Origin of the sequence: Halobaculum magnesiiphilum, assembly GCF_019823105.1 — an archaeon.
Taxonomy (GTDB): domain Archaea; phylum Halobacteriota; class Halobacteria; order Halobacteriales; family Haloferacaceae; genus Halobaculum; species Halobaculum magnesiiphilum.
The window spans coordinates 363,165-389,154 of the sequence record NZ_CP081958.1; the positions used below are offsets into that span (position 1 = coordinate 363,165).

Below are 25,990 nucleotides of genomic sequence, written 5' to 3' on the forward strand. Positions count from 1 at the left end.
ATCCGCCGACGACCCGAACATGACTGGCCGCCCGCTCGACGTGCTCGAGGAGGCTCTGGACACCCCTGTAACGGTCCACCTCAAAGACGAAACCGCTCACTTCGGCGTCCTCGCCGGATACGATCAGCACATGAACGTCGTGCTCGATCCCACCGAGCTGGAGGGCTCGGCTGACGACGAAGTCGAAGACACAACGATTATCCGTGGCGACAACGTCGTTTCCATCAACGTATGACCGGAGCCGGAACGCCGTCTCAGGGGAAGAAGAACAAGACGACGCACGTCAAGTGTCGACGCTGCGGCGAGAAGTCCTACCACGTCAAGAAGAAGAAGTGCTCCTCGTGCGGCTTCGGCAAGTCCGCCAAGCGCCGCGACTACGAGTGGCAGTCGAAGGCCGGCGACAACTGAGCGACGTTTCTCCCTTCTCGACTCGACCGGACCGATCAGCCCCGGCTCCGTCGCTTCCGTGGCAGATCTTCACCGATCGCTGACGGCTCCCTAGCCGACCCTCACTGGCAACGAACATCTCCGAGCGTATCGCCGTTCGCGACCGATCGGAATCGGAGGACTCGGGAACGGTCGGCCAGCGAAACCGAATTGATCCATATTTCTGCACATCTATTCGAATTCTCTCGGCGACCTACGCACGATAACGAGGGTTTTTGTGGAATCGGCGTTCAGTACCGACCATGTCACACGGCGACCCCGGTGACGACGGGGCGGCACCGGTCACATCGCTCACCGAACCGCTCGGCGACGGTTCGCGCGAGCCGACCCCCGTCGACGGGCCCACCGAGAAGTGCGGCGTCGTCGGCGTCTCGCTGGCCGACCGAGACGCCGCCCGGCCGCTGTACTACTCGCTGTACGCGCTCCAGCACCGCGGGCAGGACTCCGCCGGGATCGCCACCCACGACGGCTTTCAGCAGCACAGCCACGTCGAGATGGGGCTCGTCGGCGACGCCTTCTCGCAGTCGGATCTGGACAGCCTCGCGGGATCGGCGGGGATCGGCCACGTCCGCTACCCGACCGCCGGCGGCGTCAACGCCTGCTGTGCCCAGCCGTTCTCGGTGTCGTTCAAGTCCGGCGCGCTCGGGCTCGCGCACAACGGGAACCTCGTCAACGCCGACGAGATCCGCGACGAACTCGCCGAATCGGGCCACGCGTTCACCTCGCAGGGGGACACGGAGGTCATCGCCCACGACCTCGCGCGCAACCTCCTGGAGTCGGACCTGATCCGGGCGGTCAAGCGGACGATGAGCCGGATTCACGGCTCGTACTCGCTCACCGTGATGCACGACGACACCGTCATCGGGGTTCGCGATCCGCGGGGGAACCGTCCGCTGTGCATCGGCGAACTCGAGGACGGCTACGTCATCGCCAGCGAATCGGCGGCGATCGACACGCTCGACGGGGAGCTCGTTCACGACGTGAAACCCGGCGAGCTCGTCGTCCTCGACGGCGACGGGAGCGGCTTCGACTCCTACCAACTGTTCGAGGAGGAGAACTCCGCCCACTGCTTCTTCGAACACGTCTACTTCGCGCGCCCCGACTCGGTGATCGACGACACGCTCGTCTACGAGGCCCGACGCGACCTCGGCCGGGCGCTGTGGGACGAAGCCGGCGTGGACTCGGACGTCGTAATGCCAGTTCCGGACTCGGGGCGCGCGTTCGCCTCGGGATACGCCGATGCGGCCGCCGAGGACGGGGCCGACGTGGAGTTCGCCGAGGGGCTGATGAAGAACCGCTACGTCGGCCGGACGTTCATCATGCCGACGCAGGACGAGCGCGAGCGGGCGGTGCGACTCAAGCTGAACCCGATCCGCTCCACCGTCGAGGGGAAGACGGTCACGCTCATCGACGACTCGATCGTTCGCGGGACGACCTCGACGCAGCTCGTGCAGCTGCTCCGGGACGCCGGCGCCGAGGCGGTCCACGTCCGGATCGGGGCGCCCGCGATCGTCGCGCCGTGCTACATGGGTATCGACATGGCGACGCGCGAGGAGCTCATCGCCGCGGACCGCTCGGTCGAGGAGGTGCGGGAGGACATCGGCGCCGACTCGCTGTCGTACCTGTCGGTCGACGCCGTCGCCGGCGCGCTGTCGTCGACGACGGCTGACCTGTGTCTCGGCTGTGTCACCGGCGAGTATCCGTACGACATCGACGGCGAGGCGACCGACCGCGACGTGACCCGGCCGACGGTGGATGAAGCCTCCCCCGCGGACGACTAACGCGAGGGCGAGCGAACGGAGTGAGCGAGCCCTCGGAAGGACGGCGGTGAGGTCTTCGTGCCGAGCCGCCCATCGAACAGCGAGCGAACGGAGTGAGCGAGCCCTCGGAAGGACGGCGTTCACAAATCGCTGCGCGATTTGTGAGCTCACGAGACCGCAGATCTCGTGAACGGTGAAGTCTTCGTGCCGAGCCTCCCCTGCCGAGCGCGCTCGCTGCGCGATCGATCGCGTGTGAGACCGCGATAGCGAACAGGCGACACCCGCACCGCCCGCGGACCGCCGTGTCGCGCACCCGCTGTCGGTCCGCGGCGACGATCACCGCATCGACGGCACTGGCCCCGTCATCGTATTTCAAGCCTCGCGAGGCACCCATCGCGAGCGACGGCGCGGGGGCCGTACGCCTCGGGGTCGGTTCAGTAGACGAGATACAGCAGCACGTACACTGCGACGCCGAGGCCGAAGGAAACGACCCACAGCACGGCCGCCACGCGACCGATCCGCTTGTGGGCGGTGTCGAACAGATCGGCGATCGGACGCGTCGCCGCGAGCGTGAGCACGTACACGACGAGCGGAACGCAGACGATCGCGAGGAGGATGTGCACGGCAAGCAGGGGGAGGTAGACGAACCGCTCGACGGCTGCCGGACCCGCGAAGTCGGTCGTCCCGAGGACTGCGAGCCGGTAGAGGTACATCGCGAGGAACGTGCCGAACAGCCCAGTCGAGGTGAGCATGAACCGTCTGTGGGTCTCGAAGTCGCGGGCACGGGCCGCGCGGACCCCCAGCGAGATGGTAGCGATCGCCGCGAGCGAGACGACGGCGTTGAGCGTCGGGATCGCGTCGAGCACCGCCGGGGCACGCGGGAGCACCGAACCGGGAACGAGTCCCCCGACGACCGCGAAGACGAGACCGAGCGCGACCGCCGAGAGCGCCCCGGCGACGCCGAGGGTGTGCTCGCGCGCGAATCCGGAGACTCGACTACCAGACGACGGGGCGTCCGTGCTCATTGTCGGGAGGAGGGACGGGAGGAGTAAAGCCGTTGTCCGATCGGCGAGACCGGGCGCCCCCTGTCGGAGACGGATAACTCTCGACGCGTAGGATCCCCTGGCGGATACTCGTCCGAATGGAAAGCCCTTTATCTGTAACCGGGATACATCGCAATGCGTACTGACGCACGATGCGTGGGTAGCCAAGCCAGGCCAACGGCGCAGCGTTGAGGGCGCTGTCCTGTAGAGGTCCGCCGGTTCAAATCCGGTCCCACGCATCTCACGTGGCGCGTCGCGCCACAGGATGCAGGTGCTGTGCGCCCTTCGGGGCGCCCTACAGACAGCACCCACGCACAATCCTTCCGAACGCTACACCTCCACCGACGGGTGTCTCTCCGGATGTCATCCACTCGGAATCGCAGAGAGTAACGGTTTTCCGGGGAGCAACCGCCCTCACCTGGTATGCACGCGATCACCGGCTCCGGGTGGATCGAGGTCATCTCGGGGTCGATGTTCTCCGGAAAGACGGAGGAGCTCCTCCGACGGCTTCGTCGCGCGGAGATCGCGGGCCAGGAGATCGCCGTCTTCACGCCCGCGCTCGACGACCGCTACGGCGAGACGACCATCGGGACCCACAACGGCCGCTCGTGGGAGGCGAGCGTCGTCGACAACGAGGGCGAGGGGCCGTGGGACATCGCGGACGAACTCAACGGAGAGATGGTCGTCGCCGTCGACGAGGCGAACTTCTTCTCCGACGCGCTCGTCGAGGTCTGTCAGGCGTTGGCGGAGGACGACCGCCGGGTGATCGTCTCGGGCACCGACCAGACGTACCGCGGGGAGCCCTTCGACCCGCTGCCGGACCTGATGGCCGTCGCCGAGTACGTCGACAAGCTCCAGGCGATCTGCGCGGAGTGCGGGGAGCCCGCGACGCGCAACCAGCGGCTGATCGAGGGGGAGCCGGCCCACGTCGACGACCCGACGATCCTCGTCGGCGCCGAGGAGAGCTACGAGGCGCGGTGTCGGAACTGTCACGTGCTCCGGCGCGACTGAGCCGGATCTGGATCGACCGCGCTCCCGATCGTCCCCGTCCCGTGCTCGCCGGAGAGACCGCAACCGTCATGGCCGCGCCGTCGCTACGTCTGGTGTGACGACATGGGTCGAGAACCCCGAGGGGGGACGGGCACGCGGGCCGGTCGCGGTCGGGCGGGCGTGGGCCGAGGTGCTCGTTCGCCCGACCAGGTTCTTCCGGACCGGCGTCGCCCCCGGCGATCAGGCGCCCGGGCTCGTGTTCGCCGTCTGTGTCGCCGTCGCGTTCGCCGGGAGTCGGTTCCTGCTCGACCCGGCGACGATCCCGACGGCGTTCGGCGGTCCGGCGCTGTCGGCGGTCGTCTCGCTGCTGTTCGTCGCCGTGTTCATCGCGCCCGCGAGCCTCCATCTGACGGCGGCGCTCCAGACGGTGTTACTGATCGTGTTCGTACGCGATCGCGCCGGGATCAGCGAGACGGTACAGGTGATCGCGTACGCGAGCGCCCCCTGTGCGCTCGCCGGCGCGCCGGTTCCAGCGCTTCGGGCCGCGTGCGCGCTGTACGGCGCAGGATTGCTCGCGGTGGGGATCCGGGAGGTCCACGGAACGACGACACGGCGCGCGGTCGCCGCGACGGCCGTGCCCGCGACGCTGGTGTTCGGCTACGGCTTCCGCGGCCTCGACGCGATCGCGACGCTGCTGGCGCAGTGGTACATCATCTGAAGGTGTCGCCACGGCCGGGTCAGGACTCTCGTCGAGATCCGTGGTGAACCGCACGTAATCGATCGTGCGAGTCGGCGGGACACGGGGACGACGTGGTGATCGCCCGCTGACCGCGCGCGCGTCGGCGTTTCGACAACCGTTTTAGGCAGGGACCATTCGCTTCACACAAATGGGTAAGTGTATCATCTGTGGTGCGTCCGTGGACGGACGCATCTGCTCCTCCCACGAGGAAGACGTCGTCTTCGAGTTCCGCGGCAACGACCCGAACCAACTGAAGCCGAACCGATTCTACAGCGGCGTCGTCGACGGCTACGCCGACTTCGGCGTGTTCATCGACCTGTCGTCGAACGTCACCGGGCTCCTCCACCGCTCGGAACTGGACCGCCGGATCGAATCCCTCGACTGGGAGCCCGGCGACGAGGTGTTCGTTCAGGTGAAGAACGTGCGCGAGAACGGCAACGTCGACCTCGCGTGGTCCATCCGCCAGGCCGAACGCGAGTTCCGCGGCGTGCTCGTTCAGGAGGGAACACAGGAGGTCGAACCCGGGCCCGACGAGGACGACGACGACGGTGGCAACAACGGCGGCGTCACCCACAAGCCAACTCCGGACAAGCCGGGCGACGAGTCCGACGGCGAGTCCGATGCCGAAGAATCCGAGGACGACGCGGGTACGACCGACGAGCAGCCCGCCGATGACGCCGGCGAGGCCGGCGCGGGCCCGGACGACGCCGGCCGCGCGACGGCCCCCGAAAGCGACTCCGACGGGGGCGACGCCGGCGGCGACGACATCGAGGCCGTTCGCGAACGGAAGCAGTCGACGCCCGACGGCGACGTCGAGCGCGTCGAGATCGGCACGCTCTCGGACCGCGTCGGCGAGACGGTCCGGATCGAGGGCGAGGTCGTCGGGGCCCGCCAGACGGGCGGGCCGACCGTGTTCGAGCTGCGCGACGAGACGGGCGTCGTCGACTGTGCGGCGTTCGTGAAGGCGGGCGTCCGTGCGTACCCCGAGATCGAGGTCGGCGACATCGTCCGCCTCGAGGGCGACATCGAGGTCCGGCGCAACGAGATCCAGGTCGAAACGGAGGCGCTGGCGGCGCTTGAGGGAAATGAAGCCGCGGCGGTCGAACAGCGGCTCGCCGACGCGCTGAGCGACGAGGCACGTCCCGACGGCGTCGCGGCGCTGGGCGACCACCCGGCGGTCGACGCCGTCGGCGACGACCTGCTCGAGGCGGCCGAGTCGATCCGCCGCGCGGTCATCGAGTCGCGCCCGATCGTCGTTCGACACGCCGCCACCGCCGACGGCTACGTCGCCGGCGCGGCCGTCGAGCGCGCCGTGCTCCCGCTGATCCGCGAGGAGCACGCCAAGAGCGACGCCGAGTACCACTACTTCACGCGCCGGCCGCTCGACGACCCGGTGTACGACATGGACGCGGCGACGAAGGACACCACCCGGATGCTGCAGGACCGCGACCGCCACGGCGAGCAGCTCCCGCTCGTGTTGCTCGTTGGGACGGGATCGACCGTCGAGTCCGAGGACGGCCTCGACCTGCTGGGCGTGTACGACGCCGAGCGCGTCGTCGTCGACGCCGCGACCGCGGACCCGGAGATCGCCGACGCCGTCGCGACGCTGGTCAACCCGGGCCTGGCGGGCGCCGAGACGGCCGACCTGACCACGGGCGCGCTCGCGTCGGTGCTGGCGGCGACCGTGAACGGGGACGTGGCCGACGACCTCGCACACCTCCCGGCCGTGAGCTACTGGGAGGGGACGCCCGAGGCGTACGCCGACCTCGCCGAGGACGCCGGCGTCGACGCCGAGCGCGTCACCGACCTGCGCGAGGCGGTCGCGCTCGAGGCGTACTACCAGAGCTACCAGGACAAGCGCGAGCTCATCACCGACATCCTCTTCGACAGCGAGGGCGGCGACCTCGCGGGGCACATCGCGGGCCAGTTCCGCGAGAAGCTGGAGACGGAGCTGGACACCGCCGAGGCGAACATCGAGGAGCGCGAGGTCGACGGGCTCACGTTCGCGACGCTGGACGCCGACGCGTACAGCCACCGCTTCGACTTCCCGTCGACGACCCTGCTGGCGGACGAACTCCAGCGTCGCGGCGACCGCGACGCGACGGTCCTGTACGGCACCGACGAGCTCTACGTGCGCGCCGACGACGAGGTCGACGTGCGGGAGGCCGCCGGCGACGCCGCGATGGCGGTTCCGGACGCGAGCGTCACCGCCGTCGGCGTCCGCCAGGGCCGCATCGAGTACCTCGCGGGTCGCCGCGACGAAGTGACCGACGCCGTCGTCGACGCCGTCGCCGGGCAGCTGAACTGAGCGCGACTCGACCGCCTTCTGCGATAATCGTTCTCCAGGGGGAGCGACGCGTTTCTTCCTGTCCGTTGTGGCGCGTGCCGGCGAGCCTCCGTGCTCGCCGGACGCGCGCGAGGGATGAGCGACCGAGCAGCAGCGAGGGAGCGAATCGGTTGGGGAGGGCGTGGTTGCGGTCGGTCCTGTCGGGTGGGACTGAAAGGGGCTGCTGCTCTCGATAGGCGAGCCGACGCAAGCACCACAGCGAACGAAGTGAGCGAGGAGCACAGCGAGGCGCAGCCATCGAGAGCAGCAGGGGCTTTCCCGGAAGATCACGTGGTTGTAGCAGTGACAATAGTTCCGGCAACAGAGAACGTCGATCCCCACGAACGAAACCCTTACCCACCGAACGCGACCACTCACACCCAATGAGCGGCACCGCGGAGCCGGACCCGGAGCTGTCCGAGTACGCCGAGGAGTCCGACGAGCCCGAGGCGTTCGAACGCGCGTGCGCACACCTCGTCGAGCGCATCCTCGAGGGCGAGATCGACCGCGACGACCTCGAGTCCGCCAAGCTCGACGCCTGCTCAGCGTTCTCTTCCCCGAAGGTGCCACAGAACACCGACCTGCTCCAACGCGCCCCCGGGGGGCGCCGCGAGGAAGTGCGGGAGGTCGTCCGGCGCAAGCCCGTGCGCACCGCCTCGGGCGTGTCGCCGGTCGCGATCATGACCTCGCCGCACACGTGCCCGCACGGGAAGTGCCTCTACTGCCCCGGCGGGCCGGCCTCGGAGTTCGACTCCTCCCAGAGCTACACCGGACACGAGCCCGCCGCCGCCCGCGGCCAGCAGAACGATTACGACCCGTACGGGCAGGTCACCCTCCGGCTGGAACAGCTTCGCCACATCGGCCACCCCGTCGACAAGGCGGAGCTGATCCTGATGGGCGGGACGATGACCGCCCGCAGTCACGACTACCAGGAGTGGTTCGTCAAGCGCGCGCTTCAGGCGATGAACGAGTACGACACCGACGCGCGGCCGAACCCCGCCGAGGGACGCAGCTTCGCGCAGGACCCGGGAGAGTACGACTTCGAGTACCTGGAGGACGTGAAATCGCGCAACGAGAACGCGGACGTGCGATGCATCGGCATCACCTTCGAGACGAAGCCCGACTGGTGTGACCCCGAACAGATCGACCGGATGCTGACGCTCGGCGGCACCAAGGTCGAGGTCGGCGTCCAGACCACCTATGAGCGGGTCAACCGCGAGATGCACCGCGGCCACGGCAACCAGGCGTCGATCGACGCGAACCGCAGGCTGCGCGATGCGGCGTTCAAGGTCGGATTCCACATGATGCCGGGCCAGCCCGGAATGAGCAGGGAGATGTGCCGGGAGGACTTCCGCCAGCTGTTCGAGAACCCCGACTGGCGCCCGGACTACCTGAAGATCTATCCGACGCTCGTCGTCCGCGGGACGCGGGTGTACGACTCGTGGCGCCGCGACGAGTTCGAGCCGCTGGACAACGAGGAGGCGGCGGATCTGGTCGCCGAGGCGATGAACGAGATCCCGAAGTACTGCCGCCTCCAGCGCGTCCAGCGCGACATCCCCGCCGACTTCATCGACGCCGGCGTCTGGAAGTCGAACCTCCGGCAGCTCGCCGAGCAGCGCGCCGCCGAGAAGGGGTACCAGCTCCGGGACATTCGCGCCCGAGAAGTCGGGCACAACGACGCCGACCCGCGCCCCGAGGACGTCGAGCTGGACGTGGTGACCTACGAGTCCGGCGGCGGGCTGGAGCACTTCATCTCATTCGAGGACACCGAGCAGGACCTCCTGGTCGGCTTCTGTCGCCTGCGGTTCCCCTCCTACTCTCACGCCGCGCCGGGTGCCGGGCCGGCCGCCGGCGGCGACGCGGTGCGCCGGGAGCTGACGGACGCCGCGCTCGTCAGGGAGCTGCACGTGTACGGGTCGCCGGCGACGTTCGACGGCCCGGACGGAGCCGGTGAGGGAGGCGGAGACGGCCGCGACGGCGACTGGCAACACCGCGGGTACGGCCGGCGGCTGCTCAGGGAGGCCGAGGACATCGCCGCCGACGCCGGCTTCCCGAAGCTGTCGGTCATCTCGGGCATCGGCGTCCGCGGCTACTACCGCGACAAGCTCGGCTACCACCAGGACGGGCCGTACGTGAGCAGGCGACTGTAACCGGGGTCGGAGAGTCGTCGGCGACCCGCTCGGACAGCGAGGTCGACCGCGAGCGACCGGGAAAATCGCGTTCGATAGCCGCACCGCCGCGCTTTTTGGGCTCGTATCGTTTCGGCGCGTATGCAACTCGCCTTCCTCGCGACCCTCCGGGAGACGCTCGAGGGCTTCGTGACCGTCGAGGCACGCCTCGCCGCGACCGCCGTGCTCCTCGCGGCCGCGGGCGTGACGGCGCTGCTGCTCGCCCCGCGGGCGGTGCGGGCCCTCCACCGGCTCGTCCGCGACCGGGTGCTCGGCAGCGAGCGCGTTCCCGTGGAGGTGACGGAGTTCGACTGGCACCTTCCGGTGACGGGGATCGTCCGCACGCTCCAGTTCGCGGTGGTCCTGGCTACCGGCCTCGCGGCCCTGATCCTGTGGGGATACGTGAACGTGGCGCTGGCGGCGGTGACGACGATGGCCGCGGCGCTGCCGACGCTCGGGAGGACGGTGACGAGCGTCGCGCTCGTCGCCGGCGCGCTGATCGCCATCGACGTGCTGGAGACCCGGCTCGACGACTACGCAGCCGAGTCGGACGCGATCAACCAACACCAGAAGGGGATCGTCTTCCGCGTGCTCCAGTTGACCGTGCTGGTCGCCGCCATCGTCGGCGGGCTCACGGTGTGGGGGGTCAACCTCGGCGGCCTGCTCGTCGGCGCGGGCTTCCTCGGCATCGTCGTCGGCACGGCCGCCCGCAGCACCATCGGCTCGCTCATCGCCGGCTTCGTGCTCATGTTCTCGCGGCCGTTCGAGCTGGGCGACTGGGTCGAGATCGACGGCGAGGAGGGGATCGTCGCCGACATCACCGTCATCAACACCCGGATCCGCACCGCCGGCGGCGAGGTCGTCGTCATCCCAAACGACCGCGTCGCGAACGCGACCGTCTCCAACCGGACGCGGCTGGGCCAGCTTCGCCTCTCGATGGACGTGGGAGTCGACTACGAGGCTGACTTGGAGACCGCCGAGTCCGTCGTCGCGGACGCGCTCGCGGCCGTGAGCCACGTCGAGAACAACCCGCCACCGCAGGTGGTTCCGAAGTCATTCGGCGACTCGGCGGTCGTGCTGGAGTGTCGCTTCTGGATCGACACGCCGAGCGCGCCCAAGCGCGCGCTGGCGACCGCGGCGGTCGTCCGCGAGGTGAAGGCGGCGCTCGACGACGCCGGGGTCAAGATCCCGTACCCCCAACGCGAACTCTCGGGCCGCGCGGAGACCGGGGGCTTCCGCGTCGCCGACGGCGAGGAGGTGGGCTCCGCGGCCGTCGCCCCGCCCGACCCGACGGGCGACGACTGAGGTCCACGGTCGACCGGCGTCGGCAGGTCGCCCCGGTGGAGACGCCCTTCGGGGGTTCGGCCTCGGGCGATCGCCACGGCCGGTAGCTTTTGATGGCCGCCGGTCGGTGTCGGGGACGTGTTTGAGGAACAGTTCGTCCGGCTCGTCGGCGCCGACCCCGTGTTCCAGGCGCTCGTCGGCGGCGTCGTCATCGCCGGGATGAACATGGTCGGCGCGCTGCTGGTGCTCGTCGTCCGCGATCCCAGCGAACGCCTGCTCGACGGCGCGCTCGGGTTCGCCGCCGGCGTCATGCTCGCGGCGTCGTTCACCTCGCTCATCGTCCCCGGGATCGACCTGACGGAGATCGTCGTCCCCGGCGTCCCCGCGACGGGGCTGCTCTCGCCTGTTCCGGTGCTTGCGGGGATCGTCCTCGGCGTGCTCGTACTTGACCAGGCCGACCACTGGGTGCCGCACGTCCACGTGCTCGTCACGGGCCGGGCCCGCCCCGACCAGACCGTCGTCGACGCGAAGGTCGCCTCGGTGATCCTGTTCATCGTCGCCATCACCATCCACAACATGCCCGAGGGCCTGGCCGTCGGCGTCGGCTTCGGCTCCGGGAACGTCGCGAACGGGCTCTCGCTCATGCTCGCGATCGGCCTCCAGAACGTTCCCGAGGGGCTCGCCGTGTCGATCGCCGCGGTGAACGCCGGCTTCGACCGCCGGACGTACGCCGTCCTCACCGGGATACGGTCGGGGCTCGTCGAGATCCCACTGACGGTGCTGGGCGCCGTCGCCGTCGCGCTCGCGGCGCCGGTGCTCCCGTACGCGATGGGTTTCGCCGCCGGCGGCATGCTGTTCGTCATCTCCGACGAGATCGTCCCCGAGACGCACTCTCGGGGTCACGAGCGCGTGGCGACGCTCGGGACGATGCTCGGGGTGGTGGTGATGCTGTATCTCGACGTGGCGCTAGCCGCTTGAGTTCGAACGAACGCGCCGCATGTCGTCCTCGTTCGCGACGCCGACGGGACGGTGACCAGGACCGTGAACGAGACGACGCTGACCGCGAAAGTCCCACCCGGCGGCTGTTCGGCGATCGTCGCCGCGGCGGTTCTCCTGCGGTCGTTGCCTCGGGCTCCCCTCGGACCGCGGCGGGGAGTCGGTAATCGTCGCACCGGGGGTCGACGGACGTTATTCCGCGCCGGCGACGTCGGCGATCGCGCCCGCCAGCACCCGTGTGGCGGCGGCACAGTCGTCCCAGTCGGTCCACTCGCGGGGGTTGTGGCTGATGCCCTCCCGAGAGGGGGCGAACAGGAGGCTCGCGTCCGTCACGTCCGCGACGTACATCGTGTCGTGGGCGGCGCCCGAGTGCAGGTCGAGGGTGTCGATCCCGGCGCCGTCGCCGGCGCGGTGGGTCGCCTCGCGGAGGCGTTCGGCCATCGGCGTCGGGCGGAGGTCGAACGGGCGCGCGAGCTCGGTGTCGACGCCGCGCTCGTCCTCGATGCGTGCGAGGGTGTCGCGGACGGCGCCGACGACCGTCTCCATCGAGTCGTACTCGACGTCGCGGATGTCCACGCCCGCCTCGACGTGGCCGGGGACGACGTTCGTCGCGTTCGGCGACACCGAAAGCGAGCCGACTGTGCCGACCGCCGAGTCGCTGCTCACCTCGACCACGTCGTTCGCGGCCGCCTCCACGTCGAGGACGAGTTCGGCCGCGGCCGCGAGCGCGTCCGTCCGGTCGCGCATGTGGGTGGCGCCAGCGTGGTTCGCCTCGCCCAGGATCTCCACGTCGAGGTGGGTGATCCCCGTGATCGTCGTCACGACGCCGACGGGAACGCCGGCCTCCTCCAGGGTCGTGTCCTGCTCGATGTGCAGCTCGTAGAAGGCGCCCCACTCGCTCGCGTCGAGGCGACCCTCGCCGCGGAAGCCGATGTCCTCCAGCGCCGCCTCGAGGGTGACGCCGTCGTCGTCGGTGAGCGCGAGCGCCTCCTCGACGGTGCGCTCGCCGACCGCGACGGAGGAGCCCAGCAGACCGTCCGCGAAGCGCTGGCCCTCCTCCTCGGTGAAACAGACCACGACCACCGGGCGGTCGGGGGTCGCGTCCGCCTCCTGCATCGCGCGAACCGATTCCAGCGCGGCGTACACGCCGAGCGGGCCGTCGAAGATGCCGCCCTCCGGCACCGAGTCGAGGTGGCTGCCGGCGGCGACGGGTGCAGCCTCGGGGTCGGCGCCGTCGGGGATCCAGGTGCCCGCGACGTTGCCGACGGCGTCGACGGTCACGTCGAGCCCGACGGCCTCCATGCGGTCGACGAGGTACTCGCGGGCGCGGCGGTTCGCCTCGGTGCCGACGAGGACGGTCCGCCCGCGGCCCTCGCCGGCGTCGATGTCCCCGAACGCGGCGGTCGCTTCGATGTCGTCGCGGAGGCGGTCGCCGTCGACGGTGAGGTTCATGGCTCCCGATTCTCCGCCGTCGGTGTTGGGTCTTTCCGAAGCGGGGATGTGGGCCGAGCGGGCGGGGATCGAGCGACCGGATCTAGCGCCCGCGATCGGTGGCGTCCGTGGCGCTCTCGCACGGTTCGACAAGACTTATTCGCGCCCCCCGGCACCGAACGCGTATGAGCGACATCGTCGTCACCCTGCCGGACGGCTCGGAGCTGTCCGTGCCGGAGGGTGCTTCCGTCGAGGACGTGGCGTACGAGATCGGGCCGGGACTCGGGAGCGACACCGTCGCCGGCGTCGTCGACGGCGAACTCGTCGACAAGGCCGCCCCCGTCCACGACGGCGCGCGGATCGAGATCGTCACCGACCAGTCCGAGGAGTACCGACAGGTGCTTCGCCACTCGGCGGCCCACGTGTTCGCGCAGGCGCTTCAGCGGGTGTACCCCGAGGCGAAGCTCGCGATCGGCCCGCCGACGGAGGAGGGGTTCTACTACGACGTCGCCGGCGTCGACATCGACGAGGACGACTTCCCGGCCATCGAGGCCGAGATGGCCGACATCGTCGATGCCGACTATGACATCCGACGCCTGGAGGTGTCCCGCGAGGAGGCGCTGGCCGAGTACGAGGACAACGAGTACAAAACCGAGATCCTGAACGAGGAGGCCGCCGGCGAGGACCCCGTCTCGGTGTACGAGCAGGACGACTGGCGCGACCTGTGTAAGGGCCCGCACGTCGAATCGACGGGCGAGGTCGGCGCGTTCGAGCTGCTGTCGATCTCGTCGGTCTACTGGCGCGGCGACGAGGAGAACGACCAGCTGACGCGCGTGTACGGGACGGCCTTCGAGTCGGAGTCGGAGCTCGAGGAGTTCCTGAACATGCGCGAGGAGGCCAAGGAGCGCGACCACCGCAAGATCGCCCGCGAGATGGATCTGTTCTCCATCCCGACGGTGACGGGGCCGGGGCTGCCGCTGTATCACCCGGCGGGCAAGACGATCCTCTCGGAGCTGGAGGGGTACGTCAACGACCTCAACGACGAGGCGGGCTACGGCGAGGTCGAGACGCCGCACGTGTTCCGGACGGAGCTGTGGGAGCAGTCGGGCCACTACGACAACTACCAGGACGACATGTTCCTGTTCGACGTGAACGACGAGGAGTACGGCCTCAAGCCCATGAACTGCCCCGGGCACGCGACTATCTTCGACCAGGGCTCGTGGTCCTACCGCGACCTCCCGGTTCGCTACGCCGAACACGGGAAGGTGTACCGCAAGGAGCAGCGAGGCGAGCTGTCGGGCCTCTCGCGTACCTGGGCGTTCACCATCGACGACGGCCACCTGTTCGTGCGCCCCGACCAGATCGAAGCCGAAGTCCGCAACGTCATGGACGGCATCGAGCAGGTGCTCGACACCTTCGATCTGGACGTGTCCGTCGACCTCGCCACGCGCCCCGAGAAGTCCGTCGGCGGCGACGAGGTGTGGGAGCAGGCCGAGTCACAGCTGGAGTCGGTGCTGGAGTCCTCCTCGCTGGAGTGGGGGATCGAGCCCGGCGACGGCGCGTTCTACGGCCCGAAGATCGACTTCTCGTTCGAGGACGCGCTGGGGCGCTCGTGGGACGGGCCGACGGTCCAGCTCGACTTCAACATGCCCGAGCGGTTCGACCTGACGTACACGGGCGAGGACAACGCCGAGCACCGCCCGGTGATGATCCACCGCGCGCTGTACGGGAGCTATGAGCGCTTCTTCATGGTGCTCATCGAGCACTTCGGCGGCGACTTCCCGTTCTGGCTGGCGCCCGAGCAGGTCCGGGTCCTCCCCATCTCCGACGACAACCTCGGGTACGCCCACCGGGTGAAGAACGAGCTCTCGGAGTTCCGCGTCGAGGTCGAGGACCGCGACATGACCGTCGGCCGGAAGATCCGCGCGGCCCACGACGACCGCGTGCCGTACATGGTCGTCGTCGGCGGCGACGAGGAGGAGGCCGGCACCATCTCGGTGCGCGACCGCTTCGAGAACGAGCGCAACGACGTCGACCCGAGCACGTTCGTCGAACACCTCCGCGGCGAAGTCGACGAGCGGACGGTCAAGCCCGACTTCGTCACCGACCACGAGGAGTAGCGGGCGCGTCGCGTCCGCGGCGGCAACAGGTTTTCTTCAGAGGCGACCGCCGACACTACAGCCACAGGTCAGTTCTCGGATCGACGCCGACAGCGACGGCGACGCCCTCGCGTCGGATCGGCTCCGGAGCCGATGCAAGTATCTCGGCCACCACACCGTGGTAACATTTAACACCACATCTCTCATACGCTCGGTCGATGGTCGGACGGTCCTTCGTCTGTCGCGAGTGCGAAACGAGCGTCAGCGCTCTCTCCTACCGGGCGACGTGTCCGGACTGCTCGGGGCCGCTCGAACAGCGAACGTTCACGGGGACGTAGGTCCGCGTGCCGCAGTCCGACGACTCCGACCCTTCAGTCATCCGCCAGCTCGCGGTGACCACCGACGACGTGCTCGCAGCACTCGAGGCCCGCGACCGCGGGCGACGCGAGGCGGTGCTCCGGATCACGCCGCCGTTCTCGGGACGGATGCGCGCACGGCTCCACGTCGCCGGCGCGGAGGGGGAGTACGGGTACGACGGCGACGCCGAGCCGATCCACGTCGAGCCGCGGGCGTTCCTCCCCGACGACTTCCCGCGATTCCCGGGCACCGGCGCGGAGCGCTGGCGCTCGGCGGCGCGTGACTCGCTGCAAGAACGGGTCGAACTGAGTGGCTCCGACGGACCGGTAACGGTCCGGGTTCGATACCTCGGATAGCGCCCTACAGGCGCTGGAGGTTCGTGGCCCGTGGGCCCTTCTCGGCCTCCTCGATGTCGAACTCGACTTCCTGTCCTTCCTCGAGATCGGGACCGCCGACGTCCTCCATGTGGAAGAAGACGTCGTCGTCCGCGTCCTCGGTTTCGATGAATCCGTAACCGCCAGTGTCGTTGAAGAATGCGACCGTGCCTTTCGCCATTCGCGTGTACCTCGTCCCACAGTGAGGCGACTTCGGTATTTATATCTGTGGGTCGATGTGGCACGACACCACCCCCGACGGGCTCGACACCGCGGCCCCGGAGGGTTGCGATCCGGCCGCGGTCAGCCGTAACGCTGATTACACACAACGGGGTTAGTCAACACTGCCTGCGGACGGCCGTCCCGTCGTGTGCCTCTCTCATCCCCCCCAGGTACGACGTGGCCCCCGCGGGCACTTTTCACACCGAGTTCGGATCGAGCGTCTAGCCGTCGCCGTAGCGTGAGGCGATTGGGACGTGTTCGCGCCGACGGTCGACACCTTCGGGCTCGGAACGTTCGCTACCCGTCGCCGACCGCCGGAACCGCCTTCCGTCCGTACCGGATCACGCCCTCCTGTTCGTAGATCCGCCTGAATACGGCGCGAACCGGGTCGCCCGCCGCGACCGACTCGGGGTCGGCGTCCGCGACCTGCATGGGCACGCTCGCAGCCGTCCCCCCGCGCTCGAACCGGACGATCGCGACCGCGTAGTCGCCGCCCCGCTCGGCCTGGCGGGCGAACTCGGGGGGCGCCCCGTCGGGAGAGACGCCGGTCACGGTCTCGACGGTACCCTCCGAGGGAAGCCCCACCGACTCGTAGTCGACCAGTTCATGACAGTCCGGACACGCGTCCTCCGGCGGGAACGCGAGCCCACCGCAGTCGGGACAGCGACCCGCCCGGAGGCGATAGCGCGCGGGGATCGACCGTCGCCACGTCGGGACCGACACCGCCGCGCCGCCGCCCGCCGGCGGATCGTCGCTCGCGATCTCGCCGCGGCGTCGCAGCGCCACCGCGTACGACAGCTCACGGTCGGCGTCGAGGTCGCCCTCGACGGGCGCGAGCCCGTCGACGAGGAGCGCGTCGGCGCCGGCGCCGCTGCCCCAGCCGACGACGAGCGTCCGGGTCGCGCCCTCCCGAAGCGCCGCCGTCAGGCCGACGAGCGGCCCGGCCGCGCCCGTGTCGCCGAGGGTGTCCACGGGCGTCGAGACCGCGTCGGGGGAGAGCCCGACCGTGCGCGCCGCCCGCGCGGGGAGGTCGCCGTCGGGCGCGGTGACCGCGAACGCGGCGGCCTTCTCCGGGTCGAACGCGTCCGCGTCGTCCCCGAGCAGGTCGACGGCCGCGCGGATCGGGCGAGTGAACGCCTCGCGGTCGTAGGTGGTGACGCCCAGTCCCTCGACGCCGTCGTCGGCATCCCCCGCGCGCCGGAAGCGGGTTCCGGGGTAGTCGGCCGCGACCTCCGCGTCGCCGACGAGGCCCGCGCCGGACCCCGAGTCGGGACCCAACACGACCGCCGCCGCGCCCGCGCCGGCGGCGTGGCCCTCGGGGGCGTTCGGCGCCGCACGCGGCGCGTCGGCGGCGACGACGAGCGCCGGGAACGCGGCGGCGTCGCGGGCGGCCCGCAGCGCCCGCGTTCCCGCGCGTGTACTCCGGCCGACGTAGTGGGTTCGCGCGTCGCCGGGGGCGCCGAGGGCGGCACCGAGGCGTGGGAGGAGGTCCTCCTCCTCCAGGGGCGGCGTGGTCGTCGCGAACGCGAGGCCCGCGAGGTCGCCGGCGTCGACCCCGGCGGCAGCCAGCGCGCGCTCGCCGGCGGCGACACCCATCGTGAGCGCGTCCTCGTCGGGTTCCGGGACGGCGACGGCGTCGATCCCGCGGGCCCGCGAGCGACCCCACGCCTCGGCGACCGCCTCGCGGGGGAGTCTAGCGGACGGCGCGTACGTGCCCGCGCCGAGGATCCGGGCGTCGGCATCGAGGCGATCGGCGGCCGCTCCCGCCCCCGGACCCGGTTCGGGCGCGCTCACGCGCCGGTCACCCCCTCGGCCTCGAACACGTGAACGACGGCCGCGCCGCCCGAGCCGCCGACGTTGTGCGTTAGCCCCCGCTCGGGGTCGTCGAGTTGGCGCTCGCCCGCGCGGCCGGTCAGTTGGTCGAACGCCTCGACGGCCTGCCCGGCGCCGGTCGCGCCGATCGGGTGGCCCTTCGCCTTCAGCCCGCCGGAGGTGTTAACCGGGAGGTCGCCGTCGGCGGCCGTGACGCCCTCCAGCGCGAGGTCGGCGGCCTCGCCCCGGCCGCAGAAGCCGAGGTCCTCGTAGGCGAGCAGCTCGGCGATCGAAAAACAGTCGTGTACCTCGGCGAAGTCGAGGTCGTCCCGCGGGTCGGCGAGGCTCGCGCGGTCGTAGGCCGTCTCGGCGGCCGACTCGCTTGCGGGGATCGCGGTGTAGGTGTCGCGCTGGAACAGGCCGACGCGGTCGGAGGCGGCGCCGACGCCGGCGACCCGGACGCGGTCGTCGAACGATCGGGCTGCGCCCTCGCCGGCGACGAGCACCGCCGCGGCACCGTCGCTCGTCGGACAGCAGTGATACAGCGTGAGCGGGTCGGCGACGACGGCGGCCGTCTCGGCGTCCTCGATCGAACACTCGAACCCGAGGTGCGCCTTCGGGTTGCGCGCGCCGTTGGCGTGGCTCTTGGCGGCGACCGCCGAGAGCGCCCGGCGCGGGGCGTCGTACTCGCGGAGGTACGCGTCGGCCATCTGGGCGTACACGCCCGAGAAGGTCGTCCCGGCCATGCGCTCCCACTCGGTCTCGCCGGAGACGCCCAGCCAGTACTTCGTCGCCTCGGCGGACGCGTCCGTCATCACCTCGACCCCGCCCGCGAGCACGAGGTCCGCCATCCCGGACTCGACGGCCATCACGGCCTGGCGAAGGGCCGAGCCCGACGCGGCGCAGGCGTTCTCCACGCGCGTGCATGGGACCCCGTGGAGCCCGACGTGCTCGGTGACGGCGGGGCCGGCGAGGCCGATCTGTCGGCCGCCGACCCCGAGCGTCCCGACGAACGCCTCGTCCACGTCCGTCGGCGTCAGATCCGCGGGCGTCGCGGCCTCGTACGCCTCGCGAAAGAGGGTCCGGTACGTCTCCTCGGGGAACGAGCCGAACGACGACTGGCCCGCCCCGACGATGTAGGCGTCGGTCATGGCGGAGACCGGCCCCGCGTCGTGGTAAGTGTTGCCGGTCGCCGACCGACGCCGAGCCGTGGGCGGCAGACCCGGAGCCGGCGGCACGACGAACTGGACGGGAACGGACAGTGTGAACGAGTACCGAACGATTTTTAACTATGATCTCCCCCTGTCATGACCGATACGAAACACCCTGTTTCCGGCGTTTTCGGGCTCATGGCGGCGTGAGAACCCCATACACATCAGCGAAACGTTTATATACTTTTCGTTCGTAACGAGTAGTAAGGACGACACGGTCGGAGGTCGATTTTTTCGCCTTCGGTCCGCCGTCGATCCGGGAGCACACCATGAGCGAGTCAGAAACCACCATCAGTAGTTACACGCGAGACGAAAGGGAGTCAGACGAACGAACCGAGGAGAGCGAATCCGTCCGCGTCTGCCCCGAGTGCGGCGGCAGCGTCGTCGCCGACGAGGAGCACGGGGAGACCGTCTGTACCGACTGCGGGCTCGTCCTCGAGGAGGACGCCATCGACCGCGGCCCCGAGTGGCGGTCGTTCGACCGCGAGGGCGAGAGCAAATCGCGCGTCGGCGCCCCGACGACGAAGATGATGCACGACAACGGCCTCTCGACCAACATCGGCTGGCAGAACAAGGACGCCTACGGGAACACGCTCTCGGCCGAGCGTCGCCAGCAGATGCAGCGCCTGCGCACCTGGCACGAGCGGTTCCGCACGCGCGACTCCAAGGAGCGCAACCTCAAGCAGGCGCTCGGCGAGATCGACCGCATGGCGAGCGCCCTCGGGCTGCCCGAGAACGTCCGCGAGACCGCGTCGGTCATCTACCGCCGCGCGCTCTCGGAGGACCTCCTCCCGGGCCGCTCCATCGAGGGCGTCGCCTCGGCGAGCCTGTACGCGGCCGCCCGCCAGGCGAACACCCCCCGCTCGCTCGACGAGCTGACGGCCGTGTCTCGGGTCGACCGGATGGAGCTCACCCGGACGTACCGCTACATCGTCCGCGAGCTGAAGCTGGAGGTCGCGCCCGCGGACCCCGCCCAGTACCTCGCGCGGTTCGCCTCCGAGCTCGGCCTCTCCGACGAGGGCGAGTGGCGCGCCCGCGGGCTGTTGAAGACGGCCGAGGAGGCCGGCGTCACCAGCGGGAAGTCCCCGGTCGGGCTCGCCGCCGCGGCCGTCTACGCCGCCTCGCTGCTGACCAACGAGGCGCTCACGCAGAGCCAGGTGAGCGATGTCGCGGGCGTCAGCGAGGTGACCATCCGGAACCGCTACAAGGAGCTGCTCGATGCGGCCGAGACCGCCGAGGGCACCCCCGGCGCGGGCGACCGTAGCCCCGCCGGCGCCTGATCCCGCCGCTCCCGTCGACGGTCGACACCCCGATCGCTGCGATTCCGTTCTATTGTCCTGTTCGGCTTCACGAACCTGAGCCATGGCCGACGCGTGAAACCGCCCGCAAGGATTTATTGGGCCGCCGGGCGAGGGGACCGCGTATGGTGGAGGCCTTCGTCCGACTGCTGTGTCCCGAGTGCTCGAAAGACTGGGAAGAGGCGCCCACCGACCTCCCGAACCACAGGGAGAACTTCTCGTGTCCCTCGTGTCACGCGACGCGGCGGCTCGCGGAGTTCATGCGGACCGAGCGGGACCTCGACGCCGTAAAACAGTTCGAGTGAGCGTCGCAGACGCCCCGGACGTCGCAGCGGCGTGACTACCGTCCCAGGCTGGAGATCGCGCCACAGGCGTCGCACTTGAGCACGTCCGTGCCGCCCTGCTCGACGATGCGCGTGTCCGGGAGTCCACACTCCGAGCAGATGACGTACCCCTCGGTGTACGCCTCCACGGCGTCGGCGACACGGCCCTGCTTGAAATCGCCCGTGAGGCGTGCACGCCCGGACTCGTCGATGCGCGCGGCCGTCCCGAGTTCGTCCTGAAGGAACTTCAACAGGGCCGACTCCTCGCGGTTCAGCGTGTCGACCAGCTCCTGGAAGTTCTCGACGACGGTGACGTTCCCCTCCGGCCGGACGACCGGGTCGGGAACCTCGAACCGCGAGCCGCGCTCGTCGATGTCGGGCGTCTCCTCGATCGCGCGGTCTAACATGTCGTCGTACTCCATACACGCCCGTAGGCGCGCGCCGGCCCAAAAAACGTTCGTGGCCCGCCGGGCGTCCGCTCGCCGCGAGGACGGCGTCCGCGCGAGACCGAAATCGGCCGGGAATCGGGCCCGTTTCCCGCCGAGACGGCCGAAACGAACCGTCCGAATACTCAATTTCTAGACCCGTCCGCTCGACCTACCTAAATCCGTCGAGGACCGTGCTAACGAGCCTCAAGATAAGTCTTTAACCCTTGGGTCGCAACCCGGATTCGTCCATGAAGAAGCAGGAGCTCATTCACCTGCACGGCCTTCTCAGCGAGGTACGCAGCGAGTACGAGCAGTGGGGCACAGATCTCGACCTGACCGAGTACCAAGAACTCGGCGTCAAACCGACATCGATCCACCGATCGAAGACGGACCACAAGGCGGCCGTGTTCAAGCTGGCGTCCGGAATCACGTCCTCCGCCGAGGAGACGACCGAGGCCGAGGCCGAGACCGTCGCGCCTCGCGCCGACTGAAGTCGGGCACTTACTCCCCCGCAACGACCACCCGTCCCCCAGCGACGGCTCCGGGTCTGCGTCCATCCGATACCGCACACGACGACCGCGAGCGACGCCCGAGGCGTGGCGTCGACGGGCCCCCTCAGCGTTCGTCCTCGACCATCTCCTCGAACTCCGGGAGCAAGTCGTCCTCCGCGTCGCCCTCGGCGTCCGGGTCACCATTGTCGGACCCGTCCGACCCGTCGCCGTCGCGTCCGTCGTCTCGGTCGTCCCCCCGATCGTGGTTACTGCCGCCGTCGCCGCCGTCCCCGCCCTCGTCCCCGTTGCCGTGGTTGCCGTGGTCCTCGCCGTCCTCCAGCGGCTCGACGCGCAGGACCTTGAGCGGGATGTCGTGGAGTCGTTGGCCGATCTCCTTGCGGGCGATCCGCGCGGCGTGTTCCTCCCGCTCGACGTTGAACACGGACATCTCCAGCTCCAGCGCCACCAGCGCCTCGTCGGCCGCGACGAACGCCGGCGGCAACTGTTCGCCGTCGGGCGACGTGCGCGTCCCCATCGAGATCTCGACGTAGTTGAGGTCGGGGTTGAGCATCTCCCCCGTCTTCGAGATCGCGATGCGGACCGCCTCGTCGGTCGTCTCGACGTCGTACACCGGCACCGCGGCCTCGACGACGACCCTACAGTCCATGTCAGATAGTACCACTGGCTCGGGCATGAATGTTCGGCCGGCCCGGAGTGAGAAACGACTAATAGCCAGTAATATTACTAGGTAGTCGCATGCAGTTCGACGGCTTCACCGACGCGAGCGAGGCACAGGTCACCCGAGCCATCGGCGACTCATGGCACGGGGAGTTCATGGACGGCACGGAGACGGAGGTCATCGTGATCGGCGGCGGTCCCTCGGGGCTCACCGCCGCGAAGGAGCTGGCCGAGCGCGGGGTCGACGTGACCGTCGTCGAGAAGAACAACTACCTCGGGGGCGGCTTCTGGCTCGGCGGCTTCCTGATGAACAAGCTCACCGTGCGCGAGCCGGCCGACCGGATCCTCGACGAGCTCGGCGTCCCGTACGAGGAGAGCGACGAGGCGTCCGGCCTCCACGTCGCGGACGCACCGCACTGCTCGTCGGCGCTGATCGAGGCCGCCTGCGCGGCCGGCGCGCGGATCCAGAACATGACCGAGTTCACCGACGTGGTAGTTCGGGAGGACCACCGCGTCGCCGGCGCCGTGGTGAACTGGACGCCGGTCCACTCGCTTCCGCGCGAGTTGACCTGCGTTGACCCGATCGCCGTCGAGTCCGACCTCGTCATCGACGCGACGGGCCACGAGGCGGTCGTCGTTTCGAAGCTCCACGAGCGCGGCGTCATCGACGCCCCGGGGATCGGGCACGCAGGCGAGCACAATACCGGGATGGATGGGACCGCCGACGGCGAGTACGGCGCCCCCGGACACGACTCGCCGGGTCACGACTCGATGTGGGTCGCCGACAGCGAGGACAAGGTCGTCGAGGAGACCGGCGTCGTCCACGACGGCCTGATCGCCGCCGGCCTCGCGACCGCGACGACCCACGGGCTCACCCGGATGGGGCCGACCTTCGGCGCGATGCTCGTCTCGGGCAAGCGCGCGGCCGAGGTCGCGCTCGAGGAACTCGGCGTGGACGCCAGCCCCGTCGAGCTTGGCGGGTCGACGCCGGCCCCCGCGGACGACTGAGCCGTGGCCGACCACACGGCCCCGAACCGCGCCCGCGACCCGGCTCGCGACTCAGCCAGCGCCGTCGACTGGGCCAGCGATCCGGCCAGCGCCGGCGACCCGGCGGCGACCCCGCCGGTCGCGCTGACGGTCGCCGGCACCGACAGCGGCGGCGGCGCCGGCGTCGCCGCCGACCTCAAGGCGATGGCCGCACGCGGCGCGTTCGGCACGGCCGCCGTCACCGCCGTCACGGCGCAGAACACCGCCGGCGTCGACTCGGCGCACCCGGTGCCGCCCGGGGAGGTGGCCGCCCAGATCCGCGCGGTCGCCGCCGACCTCCCGGTCGCGGCAGCCAAGACGGGGATGCTCGGCGACGCCGAGCGCGTCGAGGCGGTCGCCGAGGCGCTCCCCGAATCGCTTCCACTGGTCGTGGATCCCGTGGTCGTCGCCGCCTCGGGTGCCCGTCTACTGGACGAGGCGGGCGTCGAGGCCCTCCGCGAGCGCCTGCTCGACCGCGCGACCGTCGTCACACCGAACGCCCCCGAGGCGGAGCTGCTGACTGGCCGGGAGGTGGCGACGCCCGCGGACGCGCTGGCGGCCGCCCGCGACCTCCGGTCGGCCGGCGCCGAGGCGGCGCTCGTGACGGGCGGCCACCTCGATCCGGGGCCGGGTGACGGCGTCGTCGACGCGTTCGCGGGTCCCGAGGGAATGGCGCGCTTCGAGCGCGACCGCGTGGACACGGACGCGACCCACGGCACCGGCTGCACGCTCTCGGCGGCGATCGCGGCCGAACTCGCCGGCGGGGGGTCGCCGCGGGAGGCGGTCGCCGGCGCGGAGTCGTACCTCGACCGAACCCTCCCGCGGGGGCTCCCCTACGGCGACGGTCCCGGGCCGGTGAACCACCTCGGCGCGACGCGGACCGACGCCGCGACGCCGGCCGCCGCCGCACGCCTCCGGGCTGCGGTCGGCCGGCTCGAACGCGCCGGGTCGGCTGTCGCCGACGCGGTCCCCGAGGTGGGGACGAACGTCGCGGCGGCGCCCGCGGGGGCGCGCGAGCCCGGCGAGGTCGTCGCCGTCGAGGGTCGCCTGCGCTCGACCGGCGAGGGCGTCCGCGCGGCCGGCAGCGTCGCCCGCGGCGCCTCAGATCACCTCGCGCGCCTGTTGTGTGGCGTCCGCGAGGTCGACGCCGGGACGCGCGCGGTGGCGAACGTCCGGCCGACCGAGGCGGCAGTCGACCGGCTCTCGGACCTGGGCGACGTGGTCCGCGTCGACCGGCGAGAGGAGCCGGCGGAGGCCGACGGGACGATGGACTGGACGGCCGCGACGGCGATGGCCGACAGGGCGCGCGCGCCGGTCGCGATCGTCGACGACGGCGCCCACGGCAAGGAACCGATGGCGCGGGTGTTCGGCGACTCGGCCGCGACGGTGGTCGACCGGATGCTCGTTGCCGCCGGCGTCGACGGCGACTGAGTTCGAATCGTCGGCCGCCGGCGACTCACTCCCCACCCGCGCGGAGGTAGTAGAAGACGTACGTTTGCGCGTAGCCCGCGTACTCGCCGCCGAAGCGCTCGCGGATCGCGCGGCTCGTCTCCGCGTAGCCGCCGGCGTCGCACTCCGGGTAGTAGTCCGCGATCGCGGTCCGGATCCAGGTGTCCAGGGGGACGGCTTCGAGGAAGTCGAGCGAGAACAGCAGGACGCAGTCGGCGACCTTGTCGCCGACGCCGACGAATTGCGTCAGGTACTCGCGGGCCTCCTCGTAGGCCATGTCGCGGGCGGCGGCCGGGTCGACCGCGCCGTGCTCATTGCTCGCGTCGCCCGCGACCATCTCCGCGGTGCGCTGGACGTACGGCGCGCGATAGCCCAGCGAGAGGTCGCGCAGTTCGTCCTCGGTGCGCGCGGCGAGTTGCTCGGCGTTCGGGAACGCGTGGAGCGTCCGGCCGTCGAACTCGACCGGGTCGCCGAACCGTTCGGCCATGCGCATCTGCATCCCGTGGATCCGGCTGACGCGCATCTGTGCGGAGCAGATGAACGAGATCAGACACGGGAAGACCGGGTCGCGGACGAGCCGCATCCCGCGGTACTGCTCGTACGCCCGGTTCAACAGGGGTAGGTCCGGCGTCGACTCCACGATCGCGTCGAGGTCGTCGTCCAAGCGAAGGAGGTGCCTGAGGATCGGCACCGCGTCGGTCGTCGACTCCCACTCCAGTCGCCCGTCGGCCTGGCGAACGCGGACGACCGCGCGCTCGTCGCTGACGCCCGCGATCGGAGGGACGACCGTCTCGTACCAGTGGTCGCCGCCGTGGGCGGACATCGTCTCGTACATGTTCCCGTCCGCGCGGTCCCACAGGTACGTCTGGCCGCTCTCGACGGTCGCCTGCAGGTCGAACGGGCCGACCGAGTCGAGGGGGATGGCCCCGGTCTCCATTGGGGAACATCAGCACCGCCAGCCGGTTCCGGGTTACGATCCCGGCGGACCACGGACGGGTCTCCGGGTTGGCGGGTCGGCGGATCGAGCGTTCGGGGTCA

The 25,990-nt window shown here is 70.3% G+C and carries 24 protein-coding genes and 1 tRNA gene; 17 read left to right on the plus strand and 8 right to left on the minus strand.

Annotated features, from left to right (window positions below):
• Positions 1-19: 19 nt before the first annotated feature.
• The 3 genes from K6T50_RS01970 to purF all read left to right on the plus strand — a co-directional run bounded on the left by K6T50_RS01970 (position 20) and on the right by purF (position 2,228).
• Positions 20-235, plus strand: coding sequence for an LSM domain-containing protein (locus K6T50_RS01970; protein WP_222607767.1), 216 nt, complete (start codon positions 20-22; stop codon positions 233-235).
• Entirely contained in the window at positions 232-408 is a 177-nt protein-coding gene (locus K6T50_RS01975) for a 50S ribosomal protein L37e (protein ID WP_159669710.1), read from the plus strand. Before K6T50_RS01970 ends, K6T50_RS01975 begins: the two co-directional genes overlap by 4 nt.
• A gap of 281 nt (positions 409-689) precedes the next feature.
• On the plus strand, positions 690-2,228 hold the full coding sequence (gene purF, locus K6T50_RS01980) for an amidophosphoribosyltransferase (RefSeq protein ID WP_222607768.1): 1,539 nt from the start codon (positions 690-692) through the stop codon (positions 2,226-2,228).
• Positions 2,229-2,641: 413 nt separating this feature from the next.
• Here purF and K6T50_RS01985 read toward each other — a convergent pair whose 3' ends face one another.
• Positions 2,642-3,232, minus strand: a complete 591-nt coding sequence (locus K6T50_RS01985; protein WP_222607769.1) for a DUF420 domain-containing protein — start codon at positions 3,230-3,232, stop codon at positions 2,642-2,644.
• A gap of 172 nt (positions 3,233-3,404) precedes the next feature.
• Between K6T50_RS01985 and K6T50_RS01990 the strand changes: the two genes are divergently transcribed.
• The 7 genes from K6T50_RS01990 to K6T50_RS02020 all read left to right on the plus strand — a co-directional run bounded on the left by K6T50_RS01990 (position 3,405) and on the right by K6T50_RS02020 (position 11,735).
• A tRNA-Leu gene (locus K6T50_RS01990) sits at positions 3,405-3,489 on the plus strand.
• A 184-nt stretch (positions 3,490-3,673) separates the two neighbouring features.
• On the plus strand, positions 3,674-4,261 hold the full coding sequence (locus K6T50_RS01995) for a thymidine kinase (protein WP_222607770.1): 588 nt from the start codon (positions 3,674-3,676) through the stop codon (positions 4,259-4,261).
• 94 nt (positions 4,262-4,355) lie between these two features.
• Positions 4,356-4,958, plus strand: a complete 603-nt coding sequence (locus tag K6T50_RS02000) for a YIP1 family protein (RefSeq protein WP_222607771.1) — start codon at positions 4,356-4,358, stop codon at positions 4,956-4,958.
• A gap of 169 nt (positions 4,959-5,127) precedes the next feature.
• Positions 5,128-7,287, plus strand: coding sequence for a DHH family phosphoesterase (locus K6T50_RS02005; protein ID WP_222607772.1), 2,160 nt, complete (start codon positions 5,128-5,130; stop codon positions 7,285-7,287).
• 401 nt (positions 7,288-7,688) lie between these two features.
• The gene (locus K6T50_RS02010) at positions 7,689-9,455 is read left to right on the plus strand and encodes a tRNA uridine(34) 5-carboxymethylaminomethyl modification radical SAM/GNAT enzyme Elp3 (RefSeq protein ID WP_222607773.1); all 1,767 of its coding nucleotides are present in this window, start codon (positions 7,689-7,691) and stop codon (positions 9,453-9,455) included.
• 120 nt (positions 9,456-9,575) lie between these two features.
• Complete coding sequence (locus K6T50_RS02015; protein ID WP_222607774.1) at positions 9,576-10,778, plus strand: mechanosensitive ion channel family protein; 1,203 nt, start codon at positions 9,576-9,578, stop codon at positions 10,776-10,778.
• A 117-nt stretch (positions 10,779-10,895) separates the two neighbouring features.
• Entirely contained in the window at positions 10,896-11,735 is an 840-nt protein-coding gene (locus K6T50_RS02020) for a ZIP family metal transporter (protein WP_225935353.1), read from the plus strand.
• A gap of 210 nt (positions 11,736-11,945) precedes the next feature.
• Here K6T50_RS02020 and K6T50_RS02025 read toward each other — a convergent pair whose 3' ends face one another.
• On the minus strand, positions 11,946-13,205 hold the full coding sequence (locus K6T50_RS02025) for a M20 family metallo-hydrolase (protein ID WP_222607775.1): 1,260 nt from the start codon (positions 13,203-13,205) through the stop codon (positions 11,946-11,948).
• 164 nt (positions 13,206-13,369) lie between these two features.
• Here K6T50_RS02025 and thrS point away from each other — a divergent pair, with 164 nt between their 5' ends.
• Together thrS and K6T50_RS02035 are read left to right on the plus strand one after the other, a co-directional pair.
• Positions 13,370-15,304 carry a threonine--tRNA ligase gene (gene thrS / locus K6T50_RS02030; protein WP_222607776.1) on the plus strand — a complete coding sequence of 645 codons (1,935 nt, stop codon included), beginning with the start codon at positions 13,370-13,372 and terminating at the stop codon, positions 15,302-15,304.
• Positions 15,305-15,627: 323 nt separating this feature from the next.
• A complete protein-coding gene (locus K6T50_RS02035) occupies positions 15,628-15,996 on the plus strand; it encodes a DUF8009 family protein (RefSeq protein ID WP_222607777.1) in 369 nt (122 codons plus the stop codon).
• 4 nt (positions 15,997-16,000) lie between these two features.
• On the opposite strand, the gene K6T50_RS02040 is transcribed toward K6T50_RS02035, so the two are convergent.
• From K6T50_RS02040 to K6T50_RS02050, 3 genes are all read right to left on the minus strand, one after another.
• A complete protein-coding gene (locus tag K6T50_RS02040) occupies positions 16,001-16,195 on the minus strand; it encodes a cold-shock protein (protein ID WP_222607778.1) in 195 nt (64 codons plus the stop codon).
• 338 nt (positions 16,196-16,533) lie between these two features.
• Complete coding sequence (locus tag K6T50_RS02045) at positions 16,534-18,030, minus strand: zinc ribbon domain-containing protein (RefSeq protein ID WP_225935354.1); 1,497 nt, start codon at positions 18,028-18,030, stop codon at positions 16,534-16,536.
• Entirely contained in the window at positions 18,027-19,199 is a 1,173-nt protein-coding gene (locus tag K6T50_RS02050; RefSeq protein WP_222607779.1) for a thiolase C-terminal domain-containing protein, read from the minus strand. The genes K6T50_RS02045 and K6T50_RS02050 overlap by 4 nt, the downstream gene beginning before the upstream one ends.
• Positions 19,200-19,528: 329 nt before the next feature.
• Between K6T50_RS02050 and K6T50_RS02055 the strand changes: the two genes are divergently transcribed.
• Positions 19,529-20,539, plus strand: coding sequence for a transcription initiation factor IIB (locus K6T50_RS02055; protein ID WP_222607780.1), 1,011 nt, complete (start codon positions 19,529-19,531; stop codon positions 20,537-20,539).
• A 143-nt stretch (positions 20,540-20,682) separates the two neighbouring features.
• A complete protein-coding gene (locus K6T50_RS02060) occupies positions 20,683-20,862 on the plus strand; it encodes a DUF7836 family putative zinc-binding protein (RefSeq protein ID WP_222607781.1) in 180 nt (59 codons plus the stop codon).
• Positions 20,863-20,897: 35 nt separating this feature from the next.
• Here K6T50_RS02060 and K6T50_RS02065 read toward each other — a convergent pair whose 3' ends face one another.
• Entirely contained in the window at positions 20,898-21,302 is a 405-nt protein-coding gene (locus tag K6T50_RS02065; protein ID WP_222607782.1) for a translation initiation factor IF-2 subunit beta, read from the minus strand.
• Between the two features lie 254 nt (positions 21,303-21,556).
• Here K6T50_RS02065 and K6T50_RS02070 point away from each other — a divergent pair, with 254 nt between their 5' ends.
• Entirely contained in the window at positions 21,557-21,799 is a 243-nt protein-coding gene (locus K6T50_RS02070; RefSeq protein WP_222607783.1) for a UPF0058 family protein, read from the plus strand.
• Positions 21,800-21,923: 124 nt separating this feature from the next.
• Here the strand turns inward: K6T50_RS02070 and K6T50_RS19200 are convergent, their stop codons facing one another.
• Entirely contained in the window at positions 21,924-22,466 is a 543-nt protein-coding gene (locus tag K6T50_RS19200; protein ID WP_222607784.1) for a DUF555 domain-containing protein, read from the minus strand.
• Between the two features lie 89 nt (positions 22,467-22,555).
• Here K6T50_RS19200 and K6T50_RS02080 point away from each other — a divergent pair, with 89 nt between their 5' ends.
• Both K6T50_RS02080 and thiD read left to right on the plus strand, forming a co-directional pair.
• Positions 22,556-23,485 (plus strand): sulfide-dependent adenosine diphosphate thiazole synthase, encoded by a 930-nt coding sequence (locus tag K6T50_RS02080; protein ID WP_222607785.1) that lies wholly within the window; start codon positions 22,556-22,558, stop codon positions 23,483-23,485.
• 3 nt (positions 23,486-23,488) lie between these two features.
• On the plus strand, positions 23,489-24,934 hold the full coding sequence (gene thiD, locus K6T50_RS19180; protein ID WP_222607786.1) for a bifunctional hydroxymethylpyrimidine kinase/phosphomethylpyrimidine kinase: 1,446 nt from the start codon (positions 23,489-23,491) through the stop codon (positions 24,932-24,934).
• Positions 24,935-24,959: 25 nt separating this feature from the next.
• Here thiD and K6T50_RS02090 read toward each other — a convergent pair whose 3' ends face one another.
• Entirely contained in the window at positions 24,960-25,889 is a 930-nt protein-coding gene (locus K6T50_RS02090; RefSeq protein WP_222607787.1) for a DNA-3-methyladenine glycosylase family protein, read from the minus strand.
• Positions 25,890-25,990: the final 101 nt, after the last annotated feature.